General features: G+C 39.5%; 31 protein-coding genes and 1 other annotated feature. Of the genes, 23 read left to right on the forward strand and 8 right to left on the reverse strand.

What is annotated here, in order from left to right:
• Window positions 1-100 precede the first annotated feature (100 nt).
• Together glgA and AC1TO5_RS13525 are read left to right on the forward strand one after the other, a co-directional pair.
• Entirely contained in the window at window positions 101-1,525 is a 1,425-nt protein-coding gene (glgA, locus tag AC1TO5_RS13520; protein ID WP_482063350.1) for a glycogen synthase GlgA, read from the forward strand.
• Between the two features lie 17 nt (window positions 1,526-1,542).
• Window positions 1,543-3,510: a glycoside hydrolase family 15 protein gene (locus AC1TO5_RS13525; protein WP_482063351.1), complete on the forward strand. Its 1,968-nt coding sequence runs from the start codon at window positions 1,543-1,545 to the stop codon at window positions 3,508-3,510.
• Between the two features lie 153 nt (window positions 3,511-3,663).
• On the opposite strand, the gene AC1TO5_RS13530 is transcribed toward AC1TO5_RS13525, so the two are convergent.
• Genes AC1TO5_RS13530 through AC1TO5_RS13550 form a run of 5 tightly spaced genes read right to left on the reverse strand, consistent with a single transcriptional unit; the run spans window position 3,664 to window position 5,626 of the window.
• A complete protein-coding gene (locus AC1TO5_RS13530; RefSeq protein ID WP_482063352.1) occupies window positions 3,664-4,101 on the reverse strand; it encodes a spore germination protein GerPE in 438 nt (145 codons plus the stop codon).
• The gene (locus tag AC1TO5_RS13535) at window positions 4,091-4,342 is read right to left on the reverse strand and encodes a hypothetical protein (protein WP_482063353.1); all 252 of its coding nucleotides are present in this window, start codon (window positions 4,340-4,342) and stop codon (window positions 4,091-4,093) included. The genes AC1TO5_RS13530 and AC1TO5_RS13535 overlap by 11 nt, the downstream gene beginning before the upstream one ends.
• A 10-nt stretch (window positions 4,343-4,352) precedes the next feature.
• The gene (gerPC, locus tag AC1TO5_RS13540; RefSeq protein ID WP_482063354.1) at window positions 4,353-5,159 is read right to left on the reverse strand and encodes a spore germination protein GerPC; all 807 of its coding nucleotides are present in this window, start codon (window positions 5,157-5,159) and stop codon (window positions 4,353-4,355) included.
• A 33-nt stretch (window positions 5,160-5,192) separates the two neighbouring features.
• Window positions 5,193-5,402, reverse strand: coding sequence for a spore germination protein GerPB (locus AC1TO5_RS13545; protein WP_482063355.1), 210 nt, complete (start codon window positions 5,400-5,402; stop codon window positions 5,193-5,195).
• 5 nt (window positions 5,403-5,407) lie between these two features.
• On the reverse strand, window positions 5,408-5,626 hold the full coding sequence (locus AC1TO5_RS13550; protein WP_258202207.1) for a spore germination protein: 219 nt from the start codon (window positions 5,624-5,626) through the stop codon (window positions 5,408-5,410).
• Between the two features lie 398 nt (window positions 5,627-6,024).
• Between AC1TO5_RS13550 and AC1TO5_RS13555 the strand changes: the two genes are divergently transcribed.
• From AC1TO5_RS13555 to AC1TO5_RS13620, 14 genes are all read left to right on the forward strand, one after another.
• Window positions 6,025-6,450 carry an Hsp20/alpha crystallin family protein gene (locus AC1TO5_RS13555; RefSeq protein ID WP_482063356.1) on the forward strand — a complete coding sequence of 142 codons (426 nt, stop codon included), beginning with the start codon at window positions 6,025-6,027 and terminating at the stop codon, window positions 6,448-6,450.
• A 65-nt stretch (window positions 6,451-6,515) separates the two neighbouring features.
• The gene (locus AC1TO5_RS13560; protein ID WP_482063357.1) at window positions 6,516-6,716 is read left to right on the forward strand and encodes a hypothetical protein; all 201 of its coding nucleotides are present in this window, start codon (window positions 6,516-6,518) and stop codon (window positions 6,714-6,716) included.
• 17 nt (window positions 6,717-6,733) lie between these two features.
• A complete protein-coding gene (locus AC1TO5_RS13565; RefSeq protein ID WP_482063358.1) occupies window positions 6,734-6,958 on the forward strand; it encodes a hypothetical protein in 225 nt (74 codons plus the stop codon).
• Window positions 6,959-7,032: 74 nt separating this feature from the next.
• Entirely contained in the window at window positions 7,033-7,470 is a 438-nt protein-coding gene (locus AC1TO5_RS13570; protein ID WP_482063359.1) for a Fur family transcriptional regulator, read from the forward strand.
• 2 nt (window positions 7,471-7,472) lie between these two features.
• On the forward strand, window positions 7,473-7,721 hold the full coding sequence (yidD, locus tag AC1TO5_RS13575) for a membrane protein insertion efficiency factor YidD (RefSeq protein ID WP_482063360.1): 249 nt from the start codon (window positions 7,473-7,475) through the stop codon (window positions 7,719-7,721).
• A gap of 261 nt (window positions 7,722-7,982) precedes the next feature.
• Window positions 7,983-8,232, forward strand: a binding site (T-box leader).
• Window positions 8,233-8,367: 135 nt separating this feature from the next.
• Window positions 8,368-10,329 carry a methionine--tRNA ligase gene (gene metG, locus AC1TO5_RS13580; protein ID WP_482063361.1) on the forward strand — a complete coding sequence of 654 codons (1,962 nt, stop codon included), beginning with the start codon at window positions 8,368-8,370 and terminating at the stop codon, window positions 10,327-10,329.
• Between the two features lie 171 nt (window positions 10,330-10,500).
• Complete coding sequence (locus tag AC1TO5_RS13585; protein ID WP_482063362.1) at window positions 10,501-11,616, forward strand: metal ABC transporter solute-binding protein, Zn/Mn family; 1,116 nt, start codon at window positions 10,501-10,503, stop codon at window positions 11,614-11,616.
• Between the two features lie 79 nt (window positions 11,617-11,695).
• Complete coding sequence (locus AC1TO5_RS13590) at window positions 11,696-12,487, forward strand: metal ABC transporter ATP-binding protein (protein ID WP_482063646.1); 792 nt, start codon at window positions 11,696-11,698, stop codon at window positions 12,485-12,487.
• A gap of 1 nt (window position 12,488) precedes the next feature.
• A complete protein-coding gene (locus tag AC1TO5_RS13595) occupies window positions 12,489-13,301 on the forward strand; it encodes a metal ABC transporter permease (RefSeq protein WP_482063363.1) in 813 nt (270 codons plus the stop codon).
• Window positions 13,302-13,320: 19 nt separating this feature from the next.
• Window positions 13,321-14,034, forward strand: a complete 714-nt coding sequence (locus tag AC1TO5_RS13600) for a cytochrome c biogenesis CcdA family protein (protein WP_482063364.1) — start codon at window positions 13,321-13,323, stop codon at window positions 14,032-14,034.
• Window positions 14,035-14,144: 110 nt separating this feature from the next.
• Window positions 14,145-14,570, forward strand: a complete 426-nt coding sequence (gene mntR, locus AC1TO5_RS13605) for a transcriptional regulator MntR (RefSeq protein WP_482063365.1) — start codon at window positions 14,145-14,147, stop codon at window positions 14,568-14,570.
• Between the two features lie 485 nt (window positions 14,571-15,055).
• Window positions 15,056-15,577: a hypothetical protein gene (locus AC1TO5_RS13610; protein WP_482063366.1), complete on the forward strand. Its 522-nt coding sequence runs from the start codon at window positions 15,056-15,058 to the stop codon at window positions 15,575-15,577.
• Entirely contained in the window at window positions 15,555-15,728 is a 174-nt protein-coding gene (locus tag AC1TO5_RS13615) for a hypothetical protein (RefSeq protein WP_482063367.1), read from the forward strand. The genes AC1TO5_RS13610 and AC1TO5_RS13615 overlap by 23 nt, the downstream gene beginning before the upstream one ends.
• A gap of 196 nt (window positions 15,729-15,924) precedes the next feature.
• Window positions 15,925-16,260, forward strand: a complete 336-nt coding sequence (locus tag AC1TO5_RS13620; RefSeq protein WP_482063368.1) for a hypothetical protein — start codon at window positions 15,925-15,927, stop codon at window positions 16,258-16,260.
• A 294-nt stretch (window positions 16,261-16,554) separates the two neighbouring features.
• Here the strand turns inward: AC1TO5_RS13620 and AC1TO5_RS13625 are convergent, their stop codons facing one another.
• Both AC1TO5_RS13625 and AC1TO5_RS13630 read right to left on the reverse strand, forming a co-directional pair.
• The gene (locus AC1TO5_RS13625; protein ID WP_482063369.1) at window positions 16,555-16,860 is read right to left on the reverse strand and encodes a hypothetical protein; all 306 of its coding nucleotides are present in this window, start codon (window positions 16,858-16,860) and stop codon (window positions 16,555-16,557) included.
• A 20-nt stretch (window positions 16,861-16,880) separates the two neighbouring features.
• On the reverse strand, window positions 16,881-17,861 hold the full coding sequence (locus AC1TO5_RS13630) for a DUF1385 domain-containing protein (protein WP_482063370.1): 981 nt from the start codon (window positions 17,859-17,861) through the stop codon (window positions 16,881-16,883).
• A gap of 187 nt (window positions 17,862-18,048) precedes the next feature.
• Here AC1TO5_RS13630 and AC1TO5_RS13635 point away from each other — a divergent pair, with 187 nt between their 5' ends.
• From AC1TO5_RS13635 to AC1TO5_RS13655, 5 genes are all read left to right on the forward strand, one after another.
• A complete protein-coding gene (locus AC1TO5_RS13635; RefSeq protein WP_482063371.1) occupies window positions 18,049-18,546 on the forward strand; it encodes a YqhR family membrane protein in 498 nt (165 codons plus the stop codon).
• Between the two features lie 96 nt (window positions 18,547-18,642).
• Window positions 18,643-19,089: a type II 3-dehydroquinate dehydratase gene (gene aroQ, locus AC1TO5_RS13640; protein WP_482063372.1), complete on the forward strand. Its 447-nt coding sequence runs from the start codon at window positions 18,643-18,645 to the stop codon at window positions 19,087-19,089.
• Between the two features lie 35 nt (window positions 19,090-19,124).
• A complete protein-coding gene (locus AC1TO5_RS13645; protein WP_482063373.1) occupies window positions 19,125-20,195 on the forward strand; it encodes a M24 family metallopeptidase in 1,071 nt (356 codons plus the stop codon).
• Window positions 20,196-20,254: 59 nt separating this feature from the next.
• Window positions 20,255-20,812 carry an elongation factor P gene (efp, locus tag AC1TO5_RS13650; protein WP_482063374.1) on the forward strand — a complete coding sequence of 186 codons (558 nt, stop codon included), beginning with the start codon at window positions 20,255-20,257 and terminating at the stop codon, window positions 20,810-20,812.
• A 146-nt stretch (window positions 20,813-20,958) separates the two neighbouring features.
• Complete coding sequence (locus AC1TO5_RS13655) at window positions 20,959-22,212, forward strand: aspartate kinase (RefSeq protein WP_482063375.1); 1,254 nt, start codon at window positions 20,959-20,961, stop codon at window positions 22,210-22,212.
• Between the two features lie 85 nt (window positions 22,213-22,297).
• On the opposite strand, the gene AC1TO5_RS13660 is transcribed toward AC1TO5_RS13655, so the two are convergent.
• The gene (locus AC1TO5_RS13660) at window positions 22,298-23,026 is read right to left on the reverse strand and encodes a 2-phosphosulfolactate phosphatase (protein WP_482063376.1); all 729 of its coding nucleotides are present in this window, start codon (window positions 23,024-23,026) and stop codon (window positions 22,298-22,300) included.
• Between the two features lie 223 nt (window positions 23,027-23,249).
• On the opposite strand from AC1TO5_RS13660, the gene spoIIIAA reads away from it, so the two are divergent.
• Together spoIIIAA and spoIIIAB are read left to right on the forward strand one after the other, a co-directional pair.
• The gene (spoIIIAA, locus tag AC1TO5_RS13665) at window positions 23,250-24,200 is read left to right on the forward strand and encodes a stage III sporulation protein AA (RefSeq protein WP_482063377.1); all 951 of its coding nucleotides are present in this window, start codon (window positions 23,250-23,252) and stop codon (window positions 24,198-24,200) included.
• Complete coding sequence (spoIIIAB, locus tag AC1TO5_RS13670) at window positions 24,200-24,718, forward strand: stage III sporulation protein SpoIIIAB (protein ID WP_482063378.1); 519 nt, start codon at window positions 24,200-24,202, stop codon at window positions 24,716-24,718. Before spoIIIAA ends, spoIIIAB begins: the two co-directional genes overlap by 1 nt.
• The last annotated feature ends 3 nt before the right edge of the window (window positions 24,719-24,721 follow it).

Genomic DNA, 24,721 nt, shown 5'->3' on the forward strand with positions numbered 1-24,721 from the left:
GTAGCGTTTCATCTTCTCGGTTCTGAAAGCCCGCTTTTTGAGCCTCGATTGGAAGAGGAAGTTCAAAATACTAGATAAAAAGTTATTGGAGGGAATAGGGATGAATATACTGTTTGCAACTTCTGAAGCGGTACCTGTTGCTAAGAGTGGTGGATTAGCTGATGTCGCAGGTGCATTGCCAAAGGCGCTAGATGCACAAGATGTAAAGACAAGCGTCGTATTACCGAAATACGATTCCATTCAGCCTCAATATTTAGAGCACTTCACACTTATCGCTGAATATGAGGTAGGCTTTGGTTGGCGAAATCAATATTGTGGTTTGTGGAAGGGTGAGCTCGAAGGAATCACTTACTATTTAATCGATAACGAGTATTATTTCAAGCGTGGCGGCTTATACGGCTATGATGATGACGCTGAACGATTTGTATTCTTCTCAGCAGCCGTTCTTGAGGCGGGACCGTATTACGGCGAGAAATTCGATATTATCCATTGTAATGATTGGCAGACAGGTTTAATCCCGTTTTTATTGCGGACAAGATATGCTTATCACCCGGATTGGTCGCAATCTCGCTCCGTATACACAATTCACAATCTGATGTATCAAGGGATATACAGTATTGATAAGATGAAGGAATTGCTAGGGATTGGCGATGAGTATTTCAATGCAGAAGGTCTTGAATTTTTCGGGAATGCAAGCTGCATGAAGGCAGGCTTACAATATGCGGACAAGCTTACAACGGTAAGTCCATCATATGCCGAGGAAATTCAAACCGCCTATTACGGTGAGAAGATGGAAACATTGCTCCAATATCGCCGTGAAGATTTGATCGGCATCGTTAATGGTATCGATGAAAAAATGTTTGATCCAATGGTGGATACTCATCTCGTAGCACCTTATCGTAACTCGCTACCTCGCAAACAAAAAAACAAGCTAGATTTGCAGATTGAAATGGGATTGCCGCAAAATAGTGAGATTCCATTAATCGGTGTCGTATCAAGATTAGTGGAACAAAAAGGTTTTGATCTCATTATTGCTACGTTGGACGAGCTATTACAAGAAAATGTACAGATCGTTATACTTGGTTCTGGTGATGAGATGTATGAAAAATATTTCTATGAGGCTTCATTACGTTACCCAGACAAATTAAGATTTTGGTTAGGCTATAGTGACAGAATCGCAAGCCGGATCTATGGTGGAGCGGATATGTTTCTAATGCCATCACGATTCGAACCTTGTGGCTTAAGCCAATTAATCTCGCTAAGATATCGTACGGTACCAATTGTTAGAGAAACTGGTGGGCTAAGGGACACTGTTCTTCCATATGATGAATATACTTATTCTGGGAATGGATTCACATTTACCAACTACAATGCACATGATTACTTATATACCGTTCGTTATGCTCTTCGCTTATACAATGACAAAGAGGTATGGAAACGCATTGTAAATAATGGAGCCCGTGAAGATTATAGTTGGAATCGCTCCGCAAAACGATATAAAAAGCTATATCAACAACTTAGCTAAGGAGAGGAGATGGCTTCATGGCACGTCACTTAGCTGTAGGTAATGGGAAGATGTTGCTTAATATGGATCAGCACGGCTTTATTAGAGATATTTATTACCCGTATGTAGGACAACTGAATCATGTAGGAGGGCATTATTGTCGAGTTGGTATTTGGGTACAAGGTGAATTTTCATGGTTGGACCATGCGGAGTGGAAGTTCGAGCTTGATTATCTGGAAGACTCTCTTGTTACTAACGTTATTGCCAGGCATGACCGATTAGGCATTGAATTACAAATTAATGATGGCATTCATCAAAGAGAATGTATTTTCATTAAACAAGTAACAATCCGCAATTATCGTGAAGAAGCTCGGGAAGTGAGAATTTTCTTCCATCAGGATCTAATGATCGAGGGAACAGAAGTTGGAGATACTGCAGTGTATTACCCGGAAAATCATACGATCTATCATTACAAGCGCTCTAATTACTTTATGTTTAATGGATTTTCTGATGAAGGTGGAATCTTACAATATTCTACTGGTGTGAAACGATTTAATACCGCTGAAGGTACTTGGAGAGATGCTGAAGATGGTACGCTTATGGGGAATACAATTGCTCAAGGCTCCGTTGATAGTACGTTAAGCTTCCGTACCATTGTTGGAGGGCATAGTGAAAAGACGATTTTCTACTGGATGTCAATCGGTGCCAATCTAGAGGAAGTGAAGCGTCTAGACCAATATGTTCGTGATCAGCACCCAGAGAAGCTATTAAGCCGAGTGGTTGTATACTGGAACCATTGGTTGCAACGCGCGGAGTCTGATCTCGGAGATTTGCCGAATGAGGTACGTAAATTATTCAAATTAAGCTTATTGCTCGTTCGCACGCAAACCGATGAGAATGGCGCTATCATCGCTGCTAACGACACAGATATTTTGCAGTACAATCGCGACCACTATAGCTATATGTGGCCTCGTGACGGTGCGCTAGTCGCTGATGCAATGTCATTAGCTGGGTATCAAAGTATGATAGCACCATTTTTCCAATTCTGTGCGGATACGATTTCATCTGATGGCTATTTGTATCATAAATACAACCCAGACGGAACGGTAGGCTCCAGCTGGCATCCGTATATTGTGCAAGGGAATCGTCGCTTGCCGATTCAAGAGGATGAGACGGCATTAGTTCTGTTTGCATTATGGCAAGATTATGCTCGCCATCAAGTTATTGAATTGCCACAAGGGCTGTATACGAAGCTTATTCGCCCAGCAGCTAATTTCTTAAGCAGTTATATTGAAGAAGATATGAATTTACCGAAACCAAGCTATGATTTATGGGAAGAACGTTATGGCATATGGACCTATACGACGGCCTCTGTCTATGGTGGACTAATCTCCGCCGCTTCATTCACTGATTTATTCGGGGATTATGATCGTAGTGATCATTATCGTAATATTGCTGAACGAATTAAAAGTGGTATGCTAGAGCATTTGTGGGATGAGGAAGCAGGACGATTCGCTCGCGGTCTAGTGATGAAGGATAATGTATGGGTCAAAGATATGACGCTTGAAAGTAGTATGTTTGGTATTTTGGATTTTGGTGTGTTGCCTGTCGATGATTATCGTGTGCAAAAGACGATGCTATCGATTAAGCAAGGACTACAAGTGAAAACAGAAGTAGGCGGAATTGCTCGTTATGTGAACGACTATTATTTCCAACAATCCGGTGATATTGAACGTATACCAGGTAATCCATGGATTATTTGCACATTATGGGTAGCTAACTTTGAGATTGCGTCAGCGAAAACGATTGCCGACCTTGAAAGCCCAAGACGTACATTGGAGTGGGTTGCCCAGCATACTTTATCAAGTGGGCTGTTAGCAGAGCAATTGAACCCTTTTGACGGTACACCATTATCGGTAGCGCCGTTAACATGGTCACATGCTACGGTTGTTCAGTCGGTATGTAAATACGCTGCAAAATACAAGCAATTAAACCAAATCGTATAGTAAGTAAAAATATTGTTATTCAGTAATAACAATATTTTTAACAGACGGTACCGCAGTAATGATGAACTGAACCCCGAATAGCACACTTTTTTTATAGTGTCTACTATTCAGGGTTCAATTCACGAATGACAAAAAGGTATCCTTTCTTAACCGTTAAGGTGAGAAAGGATACTCTTTTTTGTGTGGTTGGGCAACGAAGTGCTGCTCAAAGCTTTTTGAGCGGTACTCGGAATACATTTGCTTGCCATTACCTATCTGGATATTCGACGAGTCAGAGTTAGATATTACTTTCAGTCGGCCGATGGTGATATCTGGTATGGCGTTAAGATCCAATGGTTGCTCCATATCAGATGCTCGTTCAACGATTTTGCTAGGGTAGAGGAGTCGCTTTAGATTGGGAGATGGCTTACAAAATAATTGATATTGATTAAAATTAGGCTCATCTCCCGTATTCCTTGTTACGTCTTGTAATACAACGATACTTCTACTGATCATCGAAGTATTGTCGCGATCACCCACTTGAATGATCGAGCTTGAGGAGTTACTAATAACATTTACGTTTGTGACACTAGAAAGCGTATTATGACTCATAACGATATTTCCCCTTACTTATGGAAGGCTGAGGTAATTGAATTATTTTACCAGATGGACATAGTGCAGGCTTTGAAGCAGAATTAAAGGGGCCAATTTGAAAGCCATCAGGTGGTGTTTCGATAGTGGAATAAAGTATAACTTGGTCGTTATCCCCAACTTGGATATTTGAACAACTTGAGTTAGCGATGACATTAACTTGGTCCACATGCAGATGTTGCTCTTGAATAATAATTTTCATTGGTAATCTCCTATCGCACAGCTTTTTCTTGTAAATAGTGCCTAATTGCAGTCTCTATATCATGCCATGTACGTTCACTTACCGATCTCTCTATCTTTTCCCATTCATGTTGCAGTTCTTGATCAGAAGAGGGAGCAATTCGATTCAAAGAGGGTGCCTCATCAGCTACGTAATGATGAATTCGAGCCTCAATTTGCTTTTCAAGATCAATAATGATTTGGGTGATATGATCGTCATTAATTGGGATGTCTAATCGTGAACTCATCTTGCGAATATAGCCTACTCCTTGTTCGTGAAGATAAGTGCGTAATTGATCACTCAAATGCTGCTCAAAACCGACGGGGAAGTTCGATGGATTTTCAGTTGGAGGGGCATTATTTGCCGAAGGAATGCTATTGTGCACGGATGTTTTCATTGGTTTGGAAAGATCGTGAGCGGTATTACCTTCCACAATTTTTGCCTTGGAATTGGGATGTGCTGAATTACTATGAATATTTTTCTGTTTCATTGCTAACTCTTCTATCATTGTCGGCAATTGACTGGCACTTGCTGTTGACATACCAATTTGTAAGGAACCTTCTAATGTTTCTACTTTTAATTGATCAAAATGATATTCAATTTTATCAACATGAAAAATTGGAGGGGTATTAGAGCTAGGATTTTGTTTTTGAACTGCTAGTTGTTGCTCAAGTTGGGATATTGTTGCTTGTAATGTATCAATCGTATCTTGTTGTTCTTGCAGTCGTTGTTCGATACGGAACGCCCATTGTTGCCATGGGTTCAACTGCGAAGATGACGAAGATTCAGAGTTATACATCGTAGATCCAGCCCTTCTATAATTGAATTGTTATTATCCTGGATTGGGAAGTGGGACAAGAAAAGGTGTAAATTGATCCATGGGAGACATCCCATCAGGTCCTGTTGATGGAAGTAATGATTGTGTAGATACATGAGAAATAGCAGAAATAGCTCCTGAAGTACCAATTTGAAAAACGGAGCTATTCGAAAGCGTCTCAATATGAATACTATGAATGTTAATTTGTTGCTGTACCGTTAACATAGCGATCACAATACTCCACTGACATTGTCTACAAGATCATTATCTAATGAATTGGTAGCACTTAGTCCCGTATTAGAATTTGCTAAACTACCTGTTAAGAAAGAACCAGCGCCAGCATAGGTTTTGGAAGAGCTAGAAGGTGATACTTGAACAGCATCACCGAACTGTACGATTCCACTAGAGCCGTTACTAACTACATTTACAAAGCCAACGATTGATGGCATGAACTCACCTACTTCACTGTTTATTGTAGTTTATGCATTATAAGCCTAAGCGTTCCTTGTAGCGGAAGTTCAAAAAGCGGACTTTGATAACGATGATCGCCTTCGTAGTTTATTCGACGTCGAATATGAAGCGAACTTGGAAAGTACGGTTCGCGTGTACCAAACATGTACACTTGCGCTTCCGCCTTTCACAAGTAGCGCTCCATCTTCTCGGTTCTGAAAGCCCGCTTTTTGAACTTTGATTTGAAGAGGTAGTGCAAAAATCAGACTTTGATAACGATGATCGGCTTCGTAGTTTATTCGACGTCGAAAAAGTCCTTGATCAGTTAATAACGAGTAGCCTACTTGTTAGCTGGTGCATAAGCTAATCTATACATGAAATAGATGAGGTGGGATTATTGAAAAATTGGGATGATTTCGAGAAGTGGTTTAGCAATGCTAATTTTCCGAAAAATCTGGAGAGCCTAAGGGAAATTCCAGTGGTCGATAATTGGATTAATCAGATTAAGCAAGCAACGGGTACTCCAGCAAAAAAAAACGAATATGGATCCAAAAGTAGCTATCAGATAAAAGAAGGAAAAGAGTCGCTTGAAGTGATTTTTCAACTTCCGATAGGATATGATCAAGATGAAATTATACTCTATGTTAGGGAAGACTTTGTGAAAATAGAAGGGCTGCCAGATCAGCATATTGAATTGATTAAGCTGCCAAAATTAGTGAAATCTAGAGAGTGTAAAGCAAAAATTGAAGAAGATCAGCTAATTATTCGATTGACGAAACGACCAAGACCAATAAAATTTTATCGACATTATATAACAAACTAGCTAATAATCTCGCGATCTAGTATAATGTCTAATGATTACGATTAGATCGTGAAGGAGTGTCCACCGTGTCAGTAGTAAATGTAAGCGATGTTTCTGCGGATTTATTTATAATTGCCATTATTTTTATTTTACTTATTTTTGGCTTGTTGAGCTTTGGGATTTTACAAATGTTTCAACAAAGATTCCGTTTGGGTTGGTACAATTTTGCCGGTGCTCTAGTTAGTTTTATTGTGCTAATGATTATTCTTAATATTTGGTACTTATAGCAACTGGAGGTGTCAGCATGTATTGGCAAGTCATATGGTTCGGTGTTAATCTATTGTTCGTCGCTTCGCTTATTACGACGTTATTTCTTCACCGATCTGTCTCGATGGCTCGTCTAGGGCGAGCGCCGGAGACCAAGATTCGACAGTTGACATTGATTCGTAATTTGTTATGGGGATTAACAGCAGTGTTTTTCGTAAGTATGAGTGGTGCCTTTGTGGCAGATATGTATTATAACGGGTAGAATACGAAGCTCTCTTTATACAAGGGGGCTTTTCTCAATACATGATAATAATATAGTTGTTGGGAGGTCAATTGATGCAAACATTTGATGAAATCGTTACGCTTATGTCAGCTAGAGGTTTACGAGTAACAGATCAGCGTAAAACATTAGCGAAGCTATTCTCAGAATCGGTAAGCTACTTGTCTCCGAAAGATGTATACGATCATATGGGGAAAACGTATACAGGACTTAGCTTTGATACGGTCTATCGAAACCTTCGCGTTATGGAGGAGCTAGGTGTATTAGAACAAGTGATGTTCGAAGAAGGCGTGAAGTTCAAAATTCATTGTCGTGCGCATGATCATCACCATCATATGATTTGTCTTGGCTGCGGAAAAACATATCCGATTAAATTTTGTCCAATGGATCAAACAGATGTTCCGACTGATTTTAAAGTGATAAGGCATAAATTCGAAGTATTCGGTCATTGTAAGGCTTGTGCTGAGGAAGAGCAAATTCAAGGCGGCGAATAATAATGAGTATCGGTCATGTTATGAAATCAATCGTTAAGGCTCCTATTAAATTTTACCGCTTATTCATCTCGCCACATAAGCCACCGACTTGCCGATTTCATCCGACGTGCTCAGCCTATGGTCTTGAAGCGATTGAAAAGCATGGTCCGTTCAAAGGAACATGGTTAATGATTAAGCGTATTAGTAAATGCCACCCGTTTCATCAAGGTGGTATCGATTATGTACCTGAACCTAAACCGAAGAACAAATAGCGTCACTTGACATTGGCGTCTACATTTTTTATATTAGAGATATATCATTTAATGAAAGTTCAATAAGGTTCAATGAGAGTTCAAAAAGTGGGCTTTCAGAACCGAGAAGATGGAGCTAATTTTAGAAAGGCGGAAGCGCAAGTGTACATGATTACGTACACGCGAACCGTACTTTCCAAATTCGCTTCATATTCGACGCCGACTATGCTACTTCAGCATATACATCGTTATCAAAGTCTGCTTTTTGAACTACCTATACAGTAATAGCCAGTGAAGAGATGAGTACAATACCCTTCCTTTGTAGAGAGTACGGCGCTTGGTGGAAGCCGACATGCTGAAGGTGTTGGAATATGGTCTTGGAGGCTCCTTGTTCGAGCGGATAACGTGAGGGCGAGGCGTATGTCTGCGATAAAGATATTGCCAGTTGGCAATCTAAGAAGCAAGACGAGCGCGATTTTTGCAAGTCTTGGAATTTGGGTGGTACCACGTGAGCTTAGCTCTCGTCCCATGTTGGACGAGAGTTTTTTGCGTTCAGAGGAAGTTCAAAATCGCTGACTGTGATCACGCGGTAATGCTCCGTAGTTGATTCGGCGGCGAATATGCCCGCTTATTGTACAATAATATATTAATTTAGGAGAGTGGTTACATGTCCAGCAACAACAGCTTCTATATCACAACACCAATTTACTATCCGAGTGATAAGTTACATATCGGTCATGCCTACACAACAGTAGCGGGAGACGCTACAGCACGTTATAAACGTCTACGTGGCTATGATGTATGGTATTTGACGGGTACAGATGAGCATGGTCAAAAAATCGAACGAAACGCTTTGAAAAATGGTAAAACTCCGATTGAATTTGTTGATGAAATTGTTCATGGAATTCAACAGTTATGGGCTAAGCTAGAAATTTCCAATGATGATTTTATTCGTACAACAGAAGAGCGTCATAAAGTCGTTGTTGAAAAGCTATTCAAGAAATTACTCGATCAAGATGATATTTACAAAGGATCATATGAAGGCTGGTACTGTACACCATGTGAGTCTTATTTCTTAGAAAATAAATTAGTCAACGGAAACTGTCCTGATTGTAGTCGTCCGGTGGAATTACTGAAAGAAGAAAGCTATTTCTTCCGCATGAGCAAATATGCAGATCGTTTGCTGCAATATTATGAAGATCATCCAACGTTCATTCAGCCAGAATCACGTCGTAATGAAATGATCAACAACTTTATTAAGCCTGGTCTAGAAGATCTAGCCGTATCGCGTACATCATTCGATTGGGGTATTAAAGTTCCAGGAGATCCAAAGCATGTGATCTATGTATGGATTGATGCTTTGTCCAACTATATTACAGCTATTGGTTATGGTGATGATACGAAAAAAGATATGTTTGAGAAATATTGGGCTGCAGATGTGCATCTTGTTGGGAAAGAAATTGTACGCTTCCATACGATTTACTGGCCGATTATGTTAATGGCATTAGATTTACCGCTGCCGAAAAAGGTATTTGCACATGGTTGGTTATTGACGAAGGAAGGTAAAATGTCAAAATCTAAAGGGACAGTTATTGATCCTGTTATCCTTATCGATCGTTATGGTCTAGATGCACTTCGTTATTACTTGCTACGTGAAGTGCCATTCGGTTCTGATGGTGAATTTACACCGAATAACTTTATCGAACGTATTAACTTCGATCTTGCCAATGATCTAGGTAATCTGTTGAATCGTACCATTGCGATGATCGATAAATATTTCGCAGGAAATATTCCAACAGACTTTGGTGTGACTTCTACATTTGATGAAGAACTTGAAAGCTATGCGCTATCTACGCTGAAGCAAGTAGAGGAAGCAATGGATAATATGGAGTTCTCTGTAGCGCTAACTGCGATCTGGAAATTTGTAAGTCGCACGAATAAATATATCGATGAGACTCAACCATGGGCATTGGCGAAAGATCCGGCAGAAGCTACTAAGCTAGCTTCCGTTATGGGTCATCTAGCGGAATCTCTTCGTTCGATTAGCATTATGATCCAGCCATTCTTAACACATGCACCGCGTCAGATGTGGCAGCAGCTTGGAATTGTTGAAGGTGAATTAACTGCTTGGGATAGCATTGCCATTTATAATAAAATCCCAGCAGGTACGAAAGTAGAGAAAGCTGTTCCTATTTTCCCTCGTCTTGATCTTGAAGAGGAAGTAACATTCATTACTAGCTCTATGAAGGGCGGCAGTGCTACTGTTGAACCTACACCTGCTATTGAAAAACCTGCAGATAGTAAAGAAGAGATCGGAATTGAAGATTTCTCTAAAGTAGAATTACGTGTTGCACAAGTCATTCAAGCGGAACCTGTACCAAAGGCTGATAAATTGTTGAAATTGCAGCTTGATCTAGGTTACGAGCAACGACAAGTCGTATCCGGTATTGCTAAGTTTTATAAACCAGAAGATCTTGTTGGCAAAAAAGTTATTTGTGTAACAAACTTGAAGCCGGTGAAATTGCGCGGAGAACTATCTCAAGGAATGATCCTTGCAGCTTCTGTAGATGATCAACTGACGTTAACAAGGGTTCCAGACAGTATGCCTAATGGTGCAATTGTGAAATAATAAAGTGTATGAAAGAGCTGTTTATTGCTAATGATGGCAATAAACAGCTCTTTTTTTGTTGGTATGAAAGGGTTGACACTAGTCTATTGAACTACTATAATGAAAAGCGTAATAGTAATGATTACTATTAAGGGTTGCTATTAACAAAAAGCATTTATAGGAGATTATTACATGATTAATACAATGAACAAGCGTTTAAGTACAATTGTTGCTATTATTGCAATGATTGTTATGATTACAGGTTGCGGTAATGATACAAAGTCAACGAACGCAACAAAAGACTCTTCACAAATTCAAGTGGTAACTAGCTTTTATCCTATTTATTACTTAACGAAAGAAATTGGTGGAGAGCATGTAGATGTTACTAATCTCATTGCAACGGGTGTAGAACCACATGATTGGACACCTAAGAGTAAAGATCTTATTACAGCTTCCAATGCAGATCTTCTACTTTATCATGGAGCAGGACTTGAAACATGGATTGAAAATTTTCAGCAAGGGCTGGAATCTGATAGTGGAGTTACTGTAAAAGAAGTTAGTGCAGGCATGACGTTGATAGATACAGCTGACGAGGAAGCTGAGCACGATGCTACGACAGAAGAATCACATGACCATGAGCACGATGCTACGACAGAAGAATCACATGACCATGAGCATGACGCCACAACAGAAGATGCGCACGATCATGAGCATGATGCTGCATCCGAAGAAGCACACGACCATCAGGAAGAAACCACTGAAGATGAAGGACATACTCATAGCCACACGACTGATCCACATACATGGGTGTCACCCAAATCGGCATTAATTCTTGCGAGTAATATTAAAGCAAGTCTAGTGAAGGTTGATCCAGACCACGCCGCACAGTATGAAGAAAACTATAATATTATTGTGGAAAAACTAACAACTATTGATCAACAATATACCGAAGCGTTATCTAATCTTACAAAACGTACAATTGTTGTATCACATCAGTCATTTGGCTATGTTGCACGCGATTATAATTTAGAGCAAATATCAATTATGGGCCTTAGTCCTAATGCGGAGCCTAGAGCACAAGATATTCTTGAAATTACTAAGACAGTTAAGGCGAACGGTGTGAAATATATATTCTTTGAAGAACTAGTCTCGGATAATTTAGCGAAAATGCTTGCATCCGAAGCAAAAGTTGATACTATGGTACTATATTCTCTAGAAGGACTAACGACAAGGCAAGAAAAGGCTGGCGAAGATTACATTAGTTTAATGGAGCTGAACTTGCAAAATTTAGTTCAAGCATTACAATAGTAGTATTGGATTGGCTGCGGAGCTTAATAAGCTCCGTTTTGCTGTCTTACAGTTAAATGAAAAGTTTTAGGAGGAAATGATGGCTACACAAATAGATGCTACATGCCACCGTGATGTTATTACAGTTGATTCGGTATCGTTCTCCTATCAGCAACGGGAAATATTGAAAGATGTTAGCTTTAGTGTGAAAGAGCGAGATTTCATTGGCTTAATCGGAACGAATGGAGCGGGTAAAACAACGACACTGCGCATGATTGTTGGCTTGTTAAAACCAACATCTGGCGAAGTGAAATTATTTGGTCAGCCGCTTTCACAATTCAAGGCATGGGAGAAAATTGGTTATGTACCGCAAAAAAATTCGCTCAATCCTTTGTTCCCTGCTACTGTTCGCGAAGTAGTACTTTCAGGACTAGTTGGAAAGCGTAAATGGTTTGGGAGAAATTCGAAGGAAGATTACATAAAATGTGATGATGCTCTGATGGCAATGGGCGTAGAGGATTTGGCGGATAAAAAAATTGGTCAATTATCGGGTGGACAACAGCAACGTGTATTTCTAGCACGCGCACTTATTAACAATCCTTCCTTGTTAATTCTCGATGAGCCGACGGTTGGGATCGATGCCGAGACCCAAGAGAGTTTCTTCCATATGATCAAGCATATGCATCAGCATCATAATATGACGTTCTTAATGGTGTCTCACGATATGGAAATGATCAAAGGATATCTTGGAGAGAAACCAGCAGCAAGCTCTGGTAAGCTGAATTTCTATGTGCGACATTCTCATGAAACTCAAGACTGTGTGGAGCAAAATTTAGCACATAGCTTGCGGCATTTGCGCACTCAATTGGAAAGTAAGAAAGAAGGAAAATAGATTGGATATTTTGATGAGTGGATTTTTCCAACGTGCACTAATTGGGGGAATACTAATCGGTATAACGGCTCCATTGATGGGAATATTTCTAGTATTGCGTCGCTTATCGATGATTGGCGATACATTGTCTCATGCAGCTATTGCTGGGGTGGCGCTAGGATTTGTTATTGGGAAGTCTCCGATTCTATTCGGATTGATCTTTGCACTAATAGCTTCATTTGCGATTGAGAAACTTAGAAAATCATATAAGTCGTATGCAGAGTTGTCACTTGCCATTATTATGTCTGGTGGAATCGCGTTAGCATCGATCTTCTTTACACTAGGTCGCGACTTGAATATGGACCCTAATAGCTTCTTATTCGGCTTCATCTATACATTAAATTCGAGTGACCTATGGCTGATATTTGGTGTAACGGTTGTTGTGCTATTCATAATCGGTAAACATATGCATGGACTGTTTCTACTTACATTTGATGAGGAAGCTGCATCAGTTAGTGGTGTCCCTGTAAGTTTTTATAATATACTTATTAGCGTAATGACTGCATTAGTTATAAGTGTTTCTATTAAAATTGTCGGAGGATTGCTTGTTTCAGCTTTATTAACGATTCCTGCTGCATGTAGTTTACTACTTGCTCGAAGCTTCCGACAAAGTATATTTATCGTTGTATTAATCGGTGAGCTCGCAGTCATTATCGGTCTATTAGTTGCTGGTGTATGGAATTTGGCAGCAGGAGGTACCATTGTTCTTGTATTAATTGCCTTCTTATTATTAATTTTGCTAGGTAAAAATTTATTGTTAAGAAGTAGATTATAAGCAGAAGAGGTGACTAGAAGTGAGTGAAATTTCGATTTGGGTAGCGTTTGGTATAGGGTTTATATCATTTATTTCTCCTTGTTGTTTGCCATTGTATCCATCGTATTTATCCTACATAACGGGTATTTCAGTAGCAGAGCTGAAAGAAAATGAGATGGGATCTAAAAAGAGATGGCTTATGATGAGTCATACATTCTTTTTTATACTTGGTTTTAGTACGGTGTACTATGCATTAGGCTACGGTACGAATGCGTTTAGTGAAGTTTTATACGATTATAATCAAGTCATTCGCCAAGTTTCAGCAGTTCTTATTATCATTATGGGACTATTTCTACTCGGTATTTTTCAGCCGCAATTATTAATGAAGGATAAGCGGTTCAATCTTATCCCTAAGAAAAGTAGCTATGTTAGCTCATTTATATTTGGAATAGGCTTTTCAGCAGGATGGACACCTTGTATTGGTCCGGCACTAGCAGCTATTCTATCAATGGCTGCTGCGGAGCCAGGTACATGGTTCAAGTTGACTACAGCGTACTCTTTAGGTTTTGCGATTCCATTCTTCATACTTGCCTTTTTCTTAGGCTCGTCGAGATGGATATTGAAATATTCTAGTCAAGTTATGAAAATAGGTGGTGCCGTTATGATCGTAATGGGTATTCTCTTATTTACTGATCAGATGACGGAGATTACAATTTGGCTTAATATGATGACACCAGAGTGGTTGAAATTCTAATCTGATCAAGTAATGGACAAAAGGTTGCAGGCTTCCTATGAAAAAGTGTATCATAGTACGAGTGACACCAAGGCTAAACTGGTGATGAAGTAATGTAAGGGGGTTCTTCAATGCCGACTCCGAGCATGGAAGACTACTTGGAAAGAATTTATAAGCTAATGGAAGAAAAGGGATATGCTAGAGTCTCAGATATTGCGGAAGGCTTGTCTGTACATCCGTCTTCTGTAACGAAAATGATTCAAAAGCTAGATAAAGATAATTATTTAATCTATGAAAAATATCGTGGATTGATCCTTACACCCAAAGGTAAAAAAATGGGCAAACGCTTGATGGAACGCCATGAATTACTTGAGGAATTTCTAAAGACGATTGGTGTAAAAGAAGAAAATATATATGCTGATGTTGAAGGTATTGAACATCATTTGAGCTCTGATTCGATTACTTGTATCGAGACTCTAGTAGAATATTTCCGCAGAGACCCTGCTCGTATGGAACAATATAAGCAGCTAAGAGCTGAGCTGGATAATGAAGAATAATAGAGTGGAAAAAGGTTGTTCGAAGGTCATTGGAAAATGATTTTGAACATATTAGAAAGTAAAAAATTTTTTTTGGGGGGGGGGGAGCCGATGGCTTTCCCCTTTTTAAGTCTAATGTTTTGTGACGACTGTCTCAAAAGAGGTTATTGCGCTTCGAGTAGTAGGAATCTTAGTATCTGTAGCGTCAAAATTGATGTTACAGAGTTAGAATATCTCGATTAGTGTATCTGTAGCGCCAAAATTGATGTTACAGAGTTAGGGTATCTCGATTAGTGTAGTTGTAGCGCCGAAACAGATATTACGGACTTTGGTGGGTGACGTAGGTAGAAAAGTAAGTGTATCCTAGAATTAGATATTTATGATATTATATTTCTAAGTATTCTATGATACAATGTTTTCAAGTATATTGTGATGAAGCACATCCTGTACTCCAATTTGGGGTACGGGATTTTTTTGTTTTTGAAAACTTTTGTGAGGTGATGGGAGTGAAGTTCGAAGAGGTGCATGAAGCTTGGCTATCTCAGCACATGAAGAAAAGGTCGGGAGAAAGTAAGGATAGATTGAAGCGAGGACATAGTCATGGCGAAAAATTGTTTTTGACTAAAATTTGGTGGCCGTTATTTGGTACATTGGAGGATATGCATCCAGAGTACGAAGTTGCAGATTGGCGGGGATCGAAGTTTTATATTGATTTACTATATTGGAAAAATGATATCCGTATTGCTTTTGAAATAAAAGGCTATGGGCCTCATGTGGAACAAACTGATCGAACGAAATATCGGCGAGAGCTCGGTAGAGAGTTGTTTTTACATGGAATGGGGTTTACAGTAATTTCAATTGCATATGATGAACTTGAGATTAATAGCGAGTTAGTCAAATCTATGGTTAAACTTATTGTTCATTCTCGTGTTGAAAATGTAAAACGTAAAAGTGGGACATATTGTAAAGTGGAGCGAGATATTATTAAATTAGAAATTCAACAAAATGGAATTCATTCATCCAATTGATGTTATTCGTGTATTGGAAATCAGTCAAGGGACTGCATGTAAATATCTTAGACAGCTTGTTGTCAAAGAAATCCTTCGTCCTTATAATGAGAAAGCATTACATCGAGTGAAAAAGTATGAATTAATTGGTTCAATGTTGGGTGACTACTGAGTATATTAGAAAAGTTGCATGAGAATGTCAGTAGCGTCGAATGGTATCGGGACTAAAGACGCTATGCTAATGGACAGGAGAGTGTGTACTACTTCCAAAGTAACAGTAAAAGACAAGGCTTTCTTTTTGGATTATTTGTAAAATTATGGGTATCCGTGTTATAATTTATGTATAACATTTGCTAGGGGGATGCACTATGGCGATAAGGAAAGATTTTGGTTATGGAACGTTTGCTTTAGTTCTACTGCTTTTTGGATTTTTAATGAACTGGAATTTTGGCAATGACTTTATTGTAAGCCATTCTCTATTTAATATACTTGGACTAGATATATACTCAAATGGAACAGATGGTTTTCACTATCCTTTTTTAGCTTCAATACCATTTTGGTTAGCTGCAGTATTAATATCTAAAAGGAACTACAATGATTTTGGTGCAGTCTTGGGAGAGAATATTGGTATGCTTATGCTTTCTATAAGCGTAATTGTTATGTTAATCTTTCTAGTACTCCCTATTTGGTTTGAGATTTATTGAGAATTACAAAGCCAAAGCATTGATAGTCTAATCTTGCCACTTATCGGAGGGCAGATCTTAAGTCAATTCAGCATTCATAACCGCTATATCGAGCTTCTGCCTACGGCATGCATTATGATGTAATATAACGGCTTCTGTGTCCGTTCGGGTGAAGTTTTGATCTCGTCAAGCACTGATTACTGTGGTGAACCGTGATGATATATACAAAAGGAAAGGGAATGAGTTCGGCTTCAACCGATCTCATTCCCTTTTTCGTTACACACATAAATTTAGTAGCGTCGCTAATGTCGCACATCAGTGAAAGCGCGGTGTATCGTTATCGTCTCTGCCACCTTCAATAACTTTGAAAGGAACAGATTTTGAACGAGGACGATCTTTTTTTGGTTTGCTTTGCTTAGTTGTAGAAGCACTACTCCGATAATAAGTCGCTTGTTTATCCTTGCGATTGAAAGATGGAGGACGCTTAATCAAGTAGAAGACTACGCCGAAAATAACTAATGGAATGATAACCATTAATGCATTCTCAGCGAGCGTTACGCCGATGCCGAGTACTAATAAAGCAAATATGATTAGAGTACTGAACCAATGACGGAACTTCATTCAGTGATGCTCCCTTCACTTTATTTTGTAGGTGTAGTTCCTTGAGCAATCTTGTTGTCTAATTCTAGCATACGATTAAATGAAGCAATTGATACTTCAACTTGATCATCTTTTGGTTCTTTTGTAGTTAAAAGTTGTAACCATAGTCCCGGATACCCAAGGAAACGTAATATAGGTATTTCACGAACGGAATTGGTTAAGCGAAGTACTTCATATGAAACACCAAGCACAACTGGCAGTAGTGCAAGACGAATCCAAATTCGTTCCCAGAGCGAATCCCATGTAAACATAGGCATGGAGTAAATGACTACTCCGACGATTACGGTGAAAATAATAAAGCTAGAACCACAACGGTAATGTAGTCGTGTATATTTCTGTACATTATCTACAGTAAGCGGTACGCCTGATTCATAGGCAGTAATAACTTTATGTTCCGCACCATGATATTGGAAAAGACGCTTAATCATAGGTGTTAATGAGAGAAAGTATAAGTATGCAAGTAATAATATAATTTTAATAAGTCCTTCTAACATCGTATGTCCAACTTTGCTTTCAAACATATTTTGGAAAATGAACTGTTCTACTATAACAGGAACGACGGTGAATACAAATTTACCGAAAATAAAAGAAAGCACACCAATTGCAGCAACACTAAGCACCATGCCAAGACTGAATTTCCCTTCACTTTTGGCTGCTTTAGCGCGTTCCTTCTCTTTTTCTTCTTCGGTCATTTCATCCATTTGATCTTCTGCAAAAGCATCCGCAGAATAATTTAGATGCTGAGACCCTTTTGCACTCGATTCAACAATACCAACGACTCCGCGTAAAAAAGGAATCTTCTTTAGATTTTGAACCCAACTTGTATACGTTCTAGGAACCTCTAAATATTCTATTTCTTTATTTTTACGACGAACTGCAGTTACATTTACATGTTTCCCTTGAAACATTACGCCTTCAATGACGGCTTGTCCGCCATAAATACTACGAGATTTATCTGACAAAAAAAAGTCTCCTTCCTATGCTACAATCTATTGTTCTATTGTACTTGATTTTATTCGATATTGCCAACGACTTACGAATGGGCGATGAAGGACTGGCAAACGGTAAATCGTCCATGTTTACATTAACGAACGATTAAGAATAGTTGGAATTATCCATACTAGAACAAGAGAACTTTAGGAGGCTAGTATGATGAACAATATTTTTCGGAATTTCAAGAGAACAGGTGTAACTAAGCCATTGGCATATGCTGTATATATTGGCTTCTTTGCTGGTTTGTTTTGGAGTTGTATACGAATGATTAGTTATTATTGCAATTTCACTAAGGAACCAGTATCGTTTCTCATAAGCAATTGGTTACATGAAGAGCAAATTACAACTGGATTTGGTCAAACGTTAGGAAGTCTTTCATTTATTGCATTTTCAATAGTAGCAAGTGTTGTATATATGTGGCTTTTTCGTAATCGGCAAGGAGCTTGGCCAGGAATATGGTATGGCTTAGGTTGGTGGGGCATTCTCTTTGGGCTTGGACCTATCATTGGAATTACACATATTCAAACGGGTGTAGGATTTACATTAGCTATGACTGATTTATGCTTATTTGTAGTATGGGGATTGTTCATCGGTTATTCCATTGCATTCGAATTTACAGAGGAAGCTTCACGTGAGCCTGCTCAAACAACGTAATTAACTAAGTTGGACTTCTCAACATGCTCGTTTTTGTGGTAAAATATCAAAGGCTCAATGTATGAGCTATTGAGGGCAATTTGGGAGGTGCAACATATGCATCGTATTGACGTGTTAAATGGACCGAATCTGAATATGCTTGGTATTCGTGAACCTGGTGTATATGGAGAACTATCTCTTTCGGCTATTGAGCAAATGATTTCCGAAAAAGCTTCGCAGCTTGGGGTGCAAGTTACTTTCTTCCAAAGTAATCATGAAGGTGCAATGATTGATCGTATTCATGCAGCATATGGGAATTTGGATGGAATTATTATTAACCCAGGGGCATGGACACACTATAGTTATGCTATACGTGATGCGCTAAGTACCGTTTCACTACCAGTTGTAGAAGTTCATATTTCAAATATACATAAGAGAGAAGAATTCAGACATCATTCAGTAGTTGCACCGGTCGCTATAGGGCAAATCGCCGGCTTCGGCCCGCTTGGCTACACGATGGGCTTAGAGGCGCTAGTCGCGCAATTGTCTCAACATAATGGTTGAGCTACTTTAATGAATGTTGAAAGAAGGTATTGACTATGACAAACCCAAGAACATCCCAGCTTCATTCTCTATTAGAGGAGAAGCAATTAGAAGCAATCATCATCGATAGCCCAATTAATCGACGTTACCTTAGTGGATTTACAGGCTCAGCAGGTACATTATTATTGACGACATCGGCGTCATATTTGTTAACGGACTTCCGTTATCGTACTCAAGCAGCAGAGCAGGCAACCGGCTATCAAGTACTTGAGTATACGTCACAACCAATGGCTGAAATTAAAGTTTTGCTACAAAAGCTTGGTCTACACAAAGTTGGATTTGAACAAGAACATATTACATTTGCCCAATACAAGCAATGGGAAAATGAACTAACTGATATTGAACTCGTTCCAACCTCTGCACTCGTTGAACAAATTCGTATGATAAAAGAGCCAGCTGAGCTTCAAATTATTCAAGAAGCAGCTGATCTTGCCGATCGTACCTTTGCTCATATATTGAATTACATTAAACCAGGCGTTCGGGAGCTGGATATCGCTCTAGAGATAGAGATGTTTATGCGCTCCAATGGTGCAACGAGTTCATCTTTTGATACGATTGTTGCTTCTGGTGAACGTTCATCATTACCGCATGGTATTGCCAGTGAGCGAATTATCGGTAATAATGAATTTGTTAAATTAGATTTTGGTGCTTACTATAAAGGCTACTGCTCAGATATTACAAGAACAGTTGTTGTTGGTAAGGCTACCGAAAAACATCTTGAAATATACAACATCGTACTTGAAGCACAATTGAACGCACTAGCTAATATTATGCCAGGTGTGACAGGTGTACAAGGGGATGCATTTGCTCGAGATGTTATTACAAAGTACGGATATGGTGAGCTGTTCGGACATGGTACAGGACATGGCATCGGGATGGAAATTCACGAAGCACCTAGACTATCACGCTTCAGCGATACAATATTAACACCTGGCATGACGGTTACAGTTGAGCCTGGTATTTACATCCCTGGTTTTGGCGGTGTAAGAATCGAGGATGATATTGTAATCACAGATTCAGGCATTCGAATACTTACACGGTCACCAAAAGAATTAATAACTGTGTAAGGTAGTTCAAAAAGCGGACTTTAATTGTAATGAAAAATTATTTCAGGAGGGAATCATTCATGATTTCAGTAAACGATTTTAAGACAGGCTTAACAGTTGAAGTAGAAGGCGATATTTTCACAGTAATAGAATTCCAACACGTTAAACCTGGTAAAGGCGCAGCGTTTGTACGTTCTAAGCTGAGAAATCTTCGTAATGGTAACACAGTTGAAAAAACATTCCGTGCAGGTGAATCAATCGGTCGTGCGATCATTGAAAATCGCGAAGTACAATACTTATACGGCGCTGCTGGAGAGTACTCGTTCATGGATAATGAATCTTATGATCAATTTACGTTAAGTGAAGAACAACTGGAATGGGAATTACATTTCTTGAAAGAAAACATGAACGTTAATATTTCAAGCTATAATGGAGAAATTCTGGGGATTCAACTTCCAAACAGCGTTGAATTGAAAGTTATTGAAACAGAACCAGGCGTTAAAGGTAACACTGCTCAAGGTGCTACCAAAAGTGCTAAGCTTGAAACTGGACATAATGTTCAAGTGCCATTGTTCATTAACGAAGGTGATGTACTTATAGTAGATACTCGTGAAGGTAAGTACGTCTCTCGTGCATAATTAGTAACTACGGCTGCTTGGAATACTTCAAGCAGCTTTTTTTCGTGCTAGTGTATTCATTAGATGCAATGGGTGATATAATATATAACCGTATGCATATGTAAATAAAGGTTTAATTACCATGTCAAGGTTGGGAGTGAGCAGCTTTGTCTTTGATTGTGATGAAGTTTGGTGGTAGTTCCGTGGGAACGCCCGAGAGAATGCAACGTGTTGCACAACGAATTATTGAAAGACAACAAGAAGGTAACGATATCGTAGTGGTTGTTTCAGCTATGGGTGATACAACAGACGATTTGATTGAACAATCGAAATTGTTAAACGCAAATCCATCAGCAAGAGAGATGGATATGTTACTTACAGTAGGGGAACAAATTTCTGTCGCACTTCTTTCGATGACGATTGAAGCTGCTGGCGGTAAAGCGAAGTCCTTTACGGGATGGCAAGTTGGTATGAAAACTAATTCCGTACATGGCAAGGCGAAAATCGTAGATATTCAGCCTGAACGTTTACAAGAAGCGCTTGAGTCAGGATATGTTGCGATTGTTGCTGGATTCCAAGGTGCTAGTGAAGCAGGCGAAATTACGACGCTTGGTCGTGGTGGCTCTGATACAACTGCAGTAGCACTTGCAGCGGCAACGAAAGCAGATGTTTGTGAAATATATACAGATGTTGATGGTATATATACAACAGATCCACGCGTCGTGAAAAACGCTCGTAAACTTGATGAGATTTCATATGATGAAATGCTAGAGCTTGCGAATTTGGGTGCAGCGGTATTACATCCTAGAGCCGTGGAATATGCGAAGCATAATAATGTACCGTTAGTCGTTCGTTCAAGTTTTACAAAGAATGAAGGCACAAGCGTGAAGGAGGAAGCGATTATGGAACAAGGCGTAGTTGTTCGCGGTATTGCCTTTGATAAAAACGTAGCGAGAATTACTATTAATGGCGTGGAAGATGTCCCTGGTGTATTAGCAAATATGTTCGGTGCACTTGCTGATAACGGTATTGATGTTGATATTATTGTGCAAAGTGGAACTCAAAATGGTAAAGCTGATTTTGCCTTTACTCTTGCTGGTAATGATAAAGAGAGAGCAATTTCAGTTATCGAAGGTATTAGAGATGTCGTTCCATATCGTGAGACACTTTCCGAGGGCAATCTTGTAAAAGTATCTATCGTAGGTGCTGGTATGGTAAGTAACCCTGGTGTTGCAGCGAAAATGTTCTCTACTATTTCTTCACTTGGAGTTAGCATTAATATGGTGAGTACTTCTGAGATTAAAGTGTCATGTGTAATCAGTGCGGAAAAACTCACTGAAGTTGTCGTAGCGTTACACACAGCTTATGGTCTTGACGCAACGGAACAAGTTTTCGTAGGCGGACCTTCTGAAAGAAGATAAGCAGCACCATACAAATAAAAGTTTCCGTATCTACTCGTTATGAAGTCGAGTGAATACGGAAACTTTTTTATTTTGGGGAGAAGCCCTACGGTTTGCCCAAAGCGACAACAACTCCATTAAGATAGACGGGTACAATATCGTACACATCAAGTCTTGCACAATCTTCAATATCAGCTGCCATGTTAAGTTCTTGCAGCCTTGTTCCAGAAATGCCTTGGCTAATGACATGTGAAATGTTGTTTTTATTATGTTCATATAAGGCAAGCAGTGCTTTGCCGAAGTCATCAATCTGGACGATTTGATCCGTAGTAGCAGCATTCTCTAATAAACAGGACAATATATACCCCGCACATAATCCATCCTCTAATGTAAACTGATCGTGGCTACCCGCGCATAAAATGACAAGGTCGTTATCACTTTGAAGTGCAGCATTCGCACAAGCTTTGGCATTGTTTAGACTGGCGATATATATATTTGAAGCTCTCTTTGAGCGATGGATGGCTCTAGTTCCATTTGTCGTTGTAAGAATGACTCTGCGATCCTGAAGCTGTGAACTTCGATACTCCATAGGTGAATTCCCATAATGAAATCCTGAAATACGCTTGCAAAATCGTTCCCCTCCAAGTAAGTCATGTTCTCTGTATATTTGCTTAGCATCCATTACCGTTTCTACTGGAATGACACATGTAGCACCAGAAGCTAATGCACTCACAATAGAGCTTGATGATCTGAAAACATCGATAACTATAGCAGTTTTTCCAATAAATTTCCCCTGATGTGCCTCACTTGCATTGGAAATAACTTGTACTCGCATAGACCATCCTTCTTTCTTTCGCTCTACTCATTATGTTGCTATTATATGCAGCAATAATTAGGCAGGTGTCAAACAAAACATAACCTTTATACGGTGGCGCAACCTAGCATTTCGGATACTCTCTAGCAAGCTATTAGAATGAATGAAATAAATAGGGATATTATTGAAAAGACAAGCATAAATATGTATCGTCAAGAGCATTTTGTAGGGAGTGACCATTACGATGCTAGCAGATATTGTTCAGCTACTTCCAATTGAAATAAAAAAGCTGCTGGAGAAACTACCAGCTGACATGAAGAATGGCATTGAAGAAATAAGGATTCGTGAGCACAGACCATTAGAAATTACGCTACAAGGGAGCTTCTATTTTGTAACGGAAGCGGGGCAACACGAGAAGGATTCGAGATTAGCCTATCATCCTACTACGGAGCAATGTCGTAAGCTACTTGAGAAAATTACGAATTATTCTTTGTATACGATGGAGGAAGAATTACGACGCGGCTATATTACAGTTGCGGGCGGACATCGTATTGGTATTGTTGGTCGAACGATATTGGATGGTGGCTTTGTAAGAGGAATAAGAGATATTGGCGGCTTCAATATCAGAATCGCGCGCGAAGTAATCGGGGCATCGAATCAATTATTACCTAAATTATTTATGCCGATGCGAGGCGGTCTTCAATCCGTACTTATTATTTCTCCCCCACAGCAGGGTAAGACAACTATATTACGTGATATCGCTAGATCATTAAGCTACGGTGATGGCAACAAACGATTACCAATGAAGATTGGTATTGTAGATGAGCGTTCAGAAATTGCAGCTTGTGTGAGAGGAATCCCTACATTTGATGTGGGCCCTAGAACAGATGTAATGGATGCTTGCCCTAAGGCAGAAGGAATGATGATGTTGCTCAGGTCAATGTCACCTGAAGTCATTGTCGTTGATGAAATTGGTCGCTTAGAAGATGCCGTATCTATCCGTGAAGCAGCGCACTCAGGAGTGAAGGTTATCGCTACAGCACATGCAAATGATGTGTTAGAAGTACTTGGGCGACAAGAAATAATGAAATTAATTGATGAGAAAGTATTCGCTAATATTATTGAACTGCGCCGAAGTGATAAAGGGTTTATGCATCGCGTTGTGCCGGTGGAGGAAATAAGGGAGGGAGGATAATGATTAAGTTATTGGGTGCTTTGCTCATTCTATTCGCTGGAACAGCGGTTGGTTTTTTGCAAGCTGCAAAATATGTAGATCGTGCGAAAGAGTTACGAATTCTCATCCATGCGCTGCAACGGCTAGAAACAGAAATCAATTATGGACGAACGGCTTTACCAGTAGCATGTCTTGTAACAGCAGAAGCAACCGAGCAACCGATCCGCGAGCTTTTTCAAATGACTGCTAATTTACTACAAGGGGAACAAGATCTTTCGCTACAGGAAGCTTGGAGTACAGCGGTTGAACAATGCTGGTCTACCACTTCGATGAAAACAAGGGAGAAGGAAGTTTTGCTAAGAATGGGCTCCGTGCTTGGGATGAGTGACTCAGAAGATCAGCAGAAGCATCTCCAGCTTGCGCAATTGCAATTGAAAACTGAAGAGGTAACGGCAAGAGAAGAGCAAGATAAATTCGTGAAGATGTGGAGAAGCTTGGGGGCATTAGGTGCTGTACTAATCGTTATATTGATGGTGTAAGAG

Source organism: Paenibacillus sp. Y930 (genome assembly GCF_056786375.1).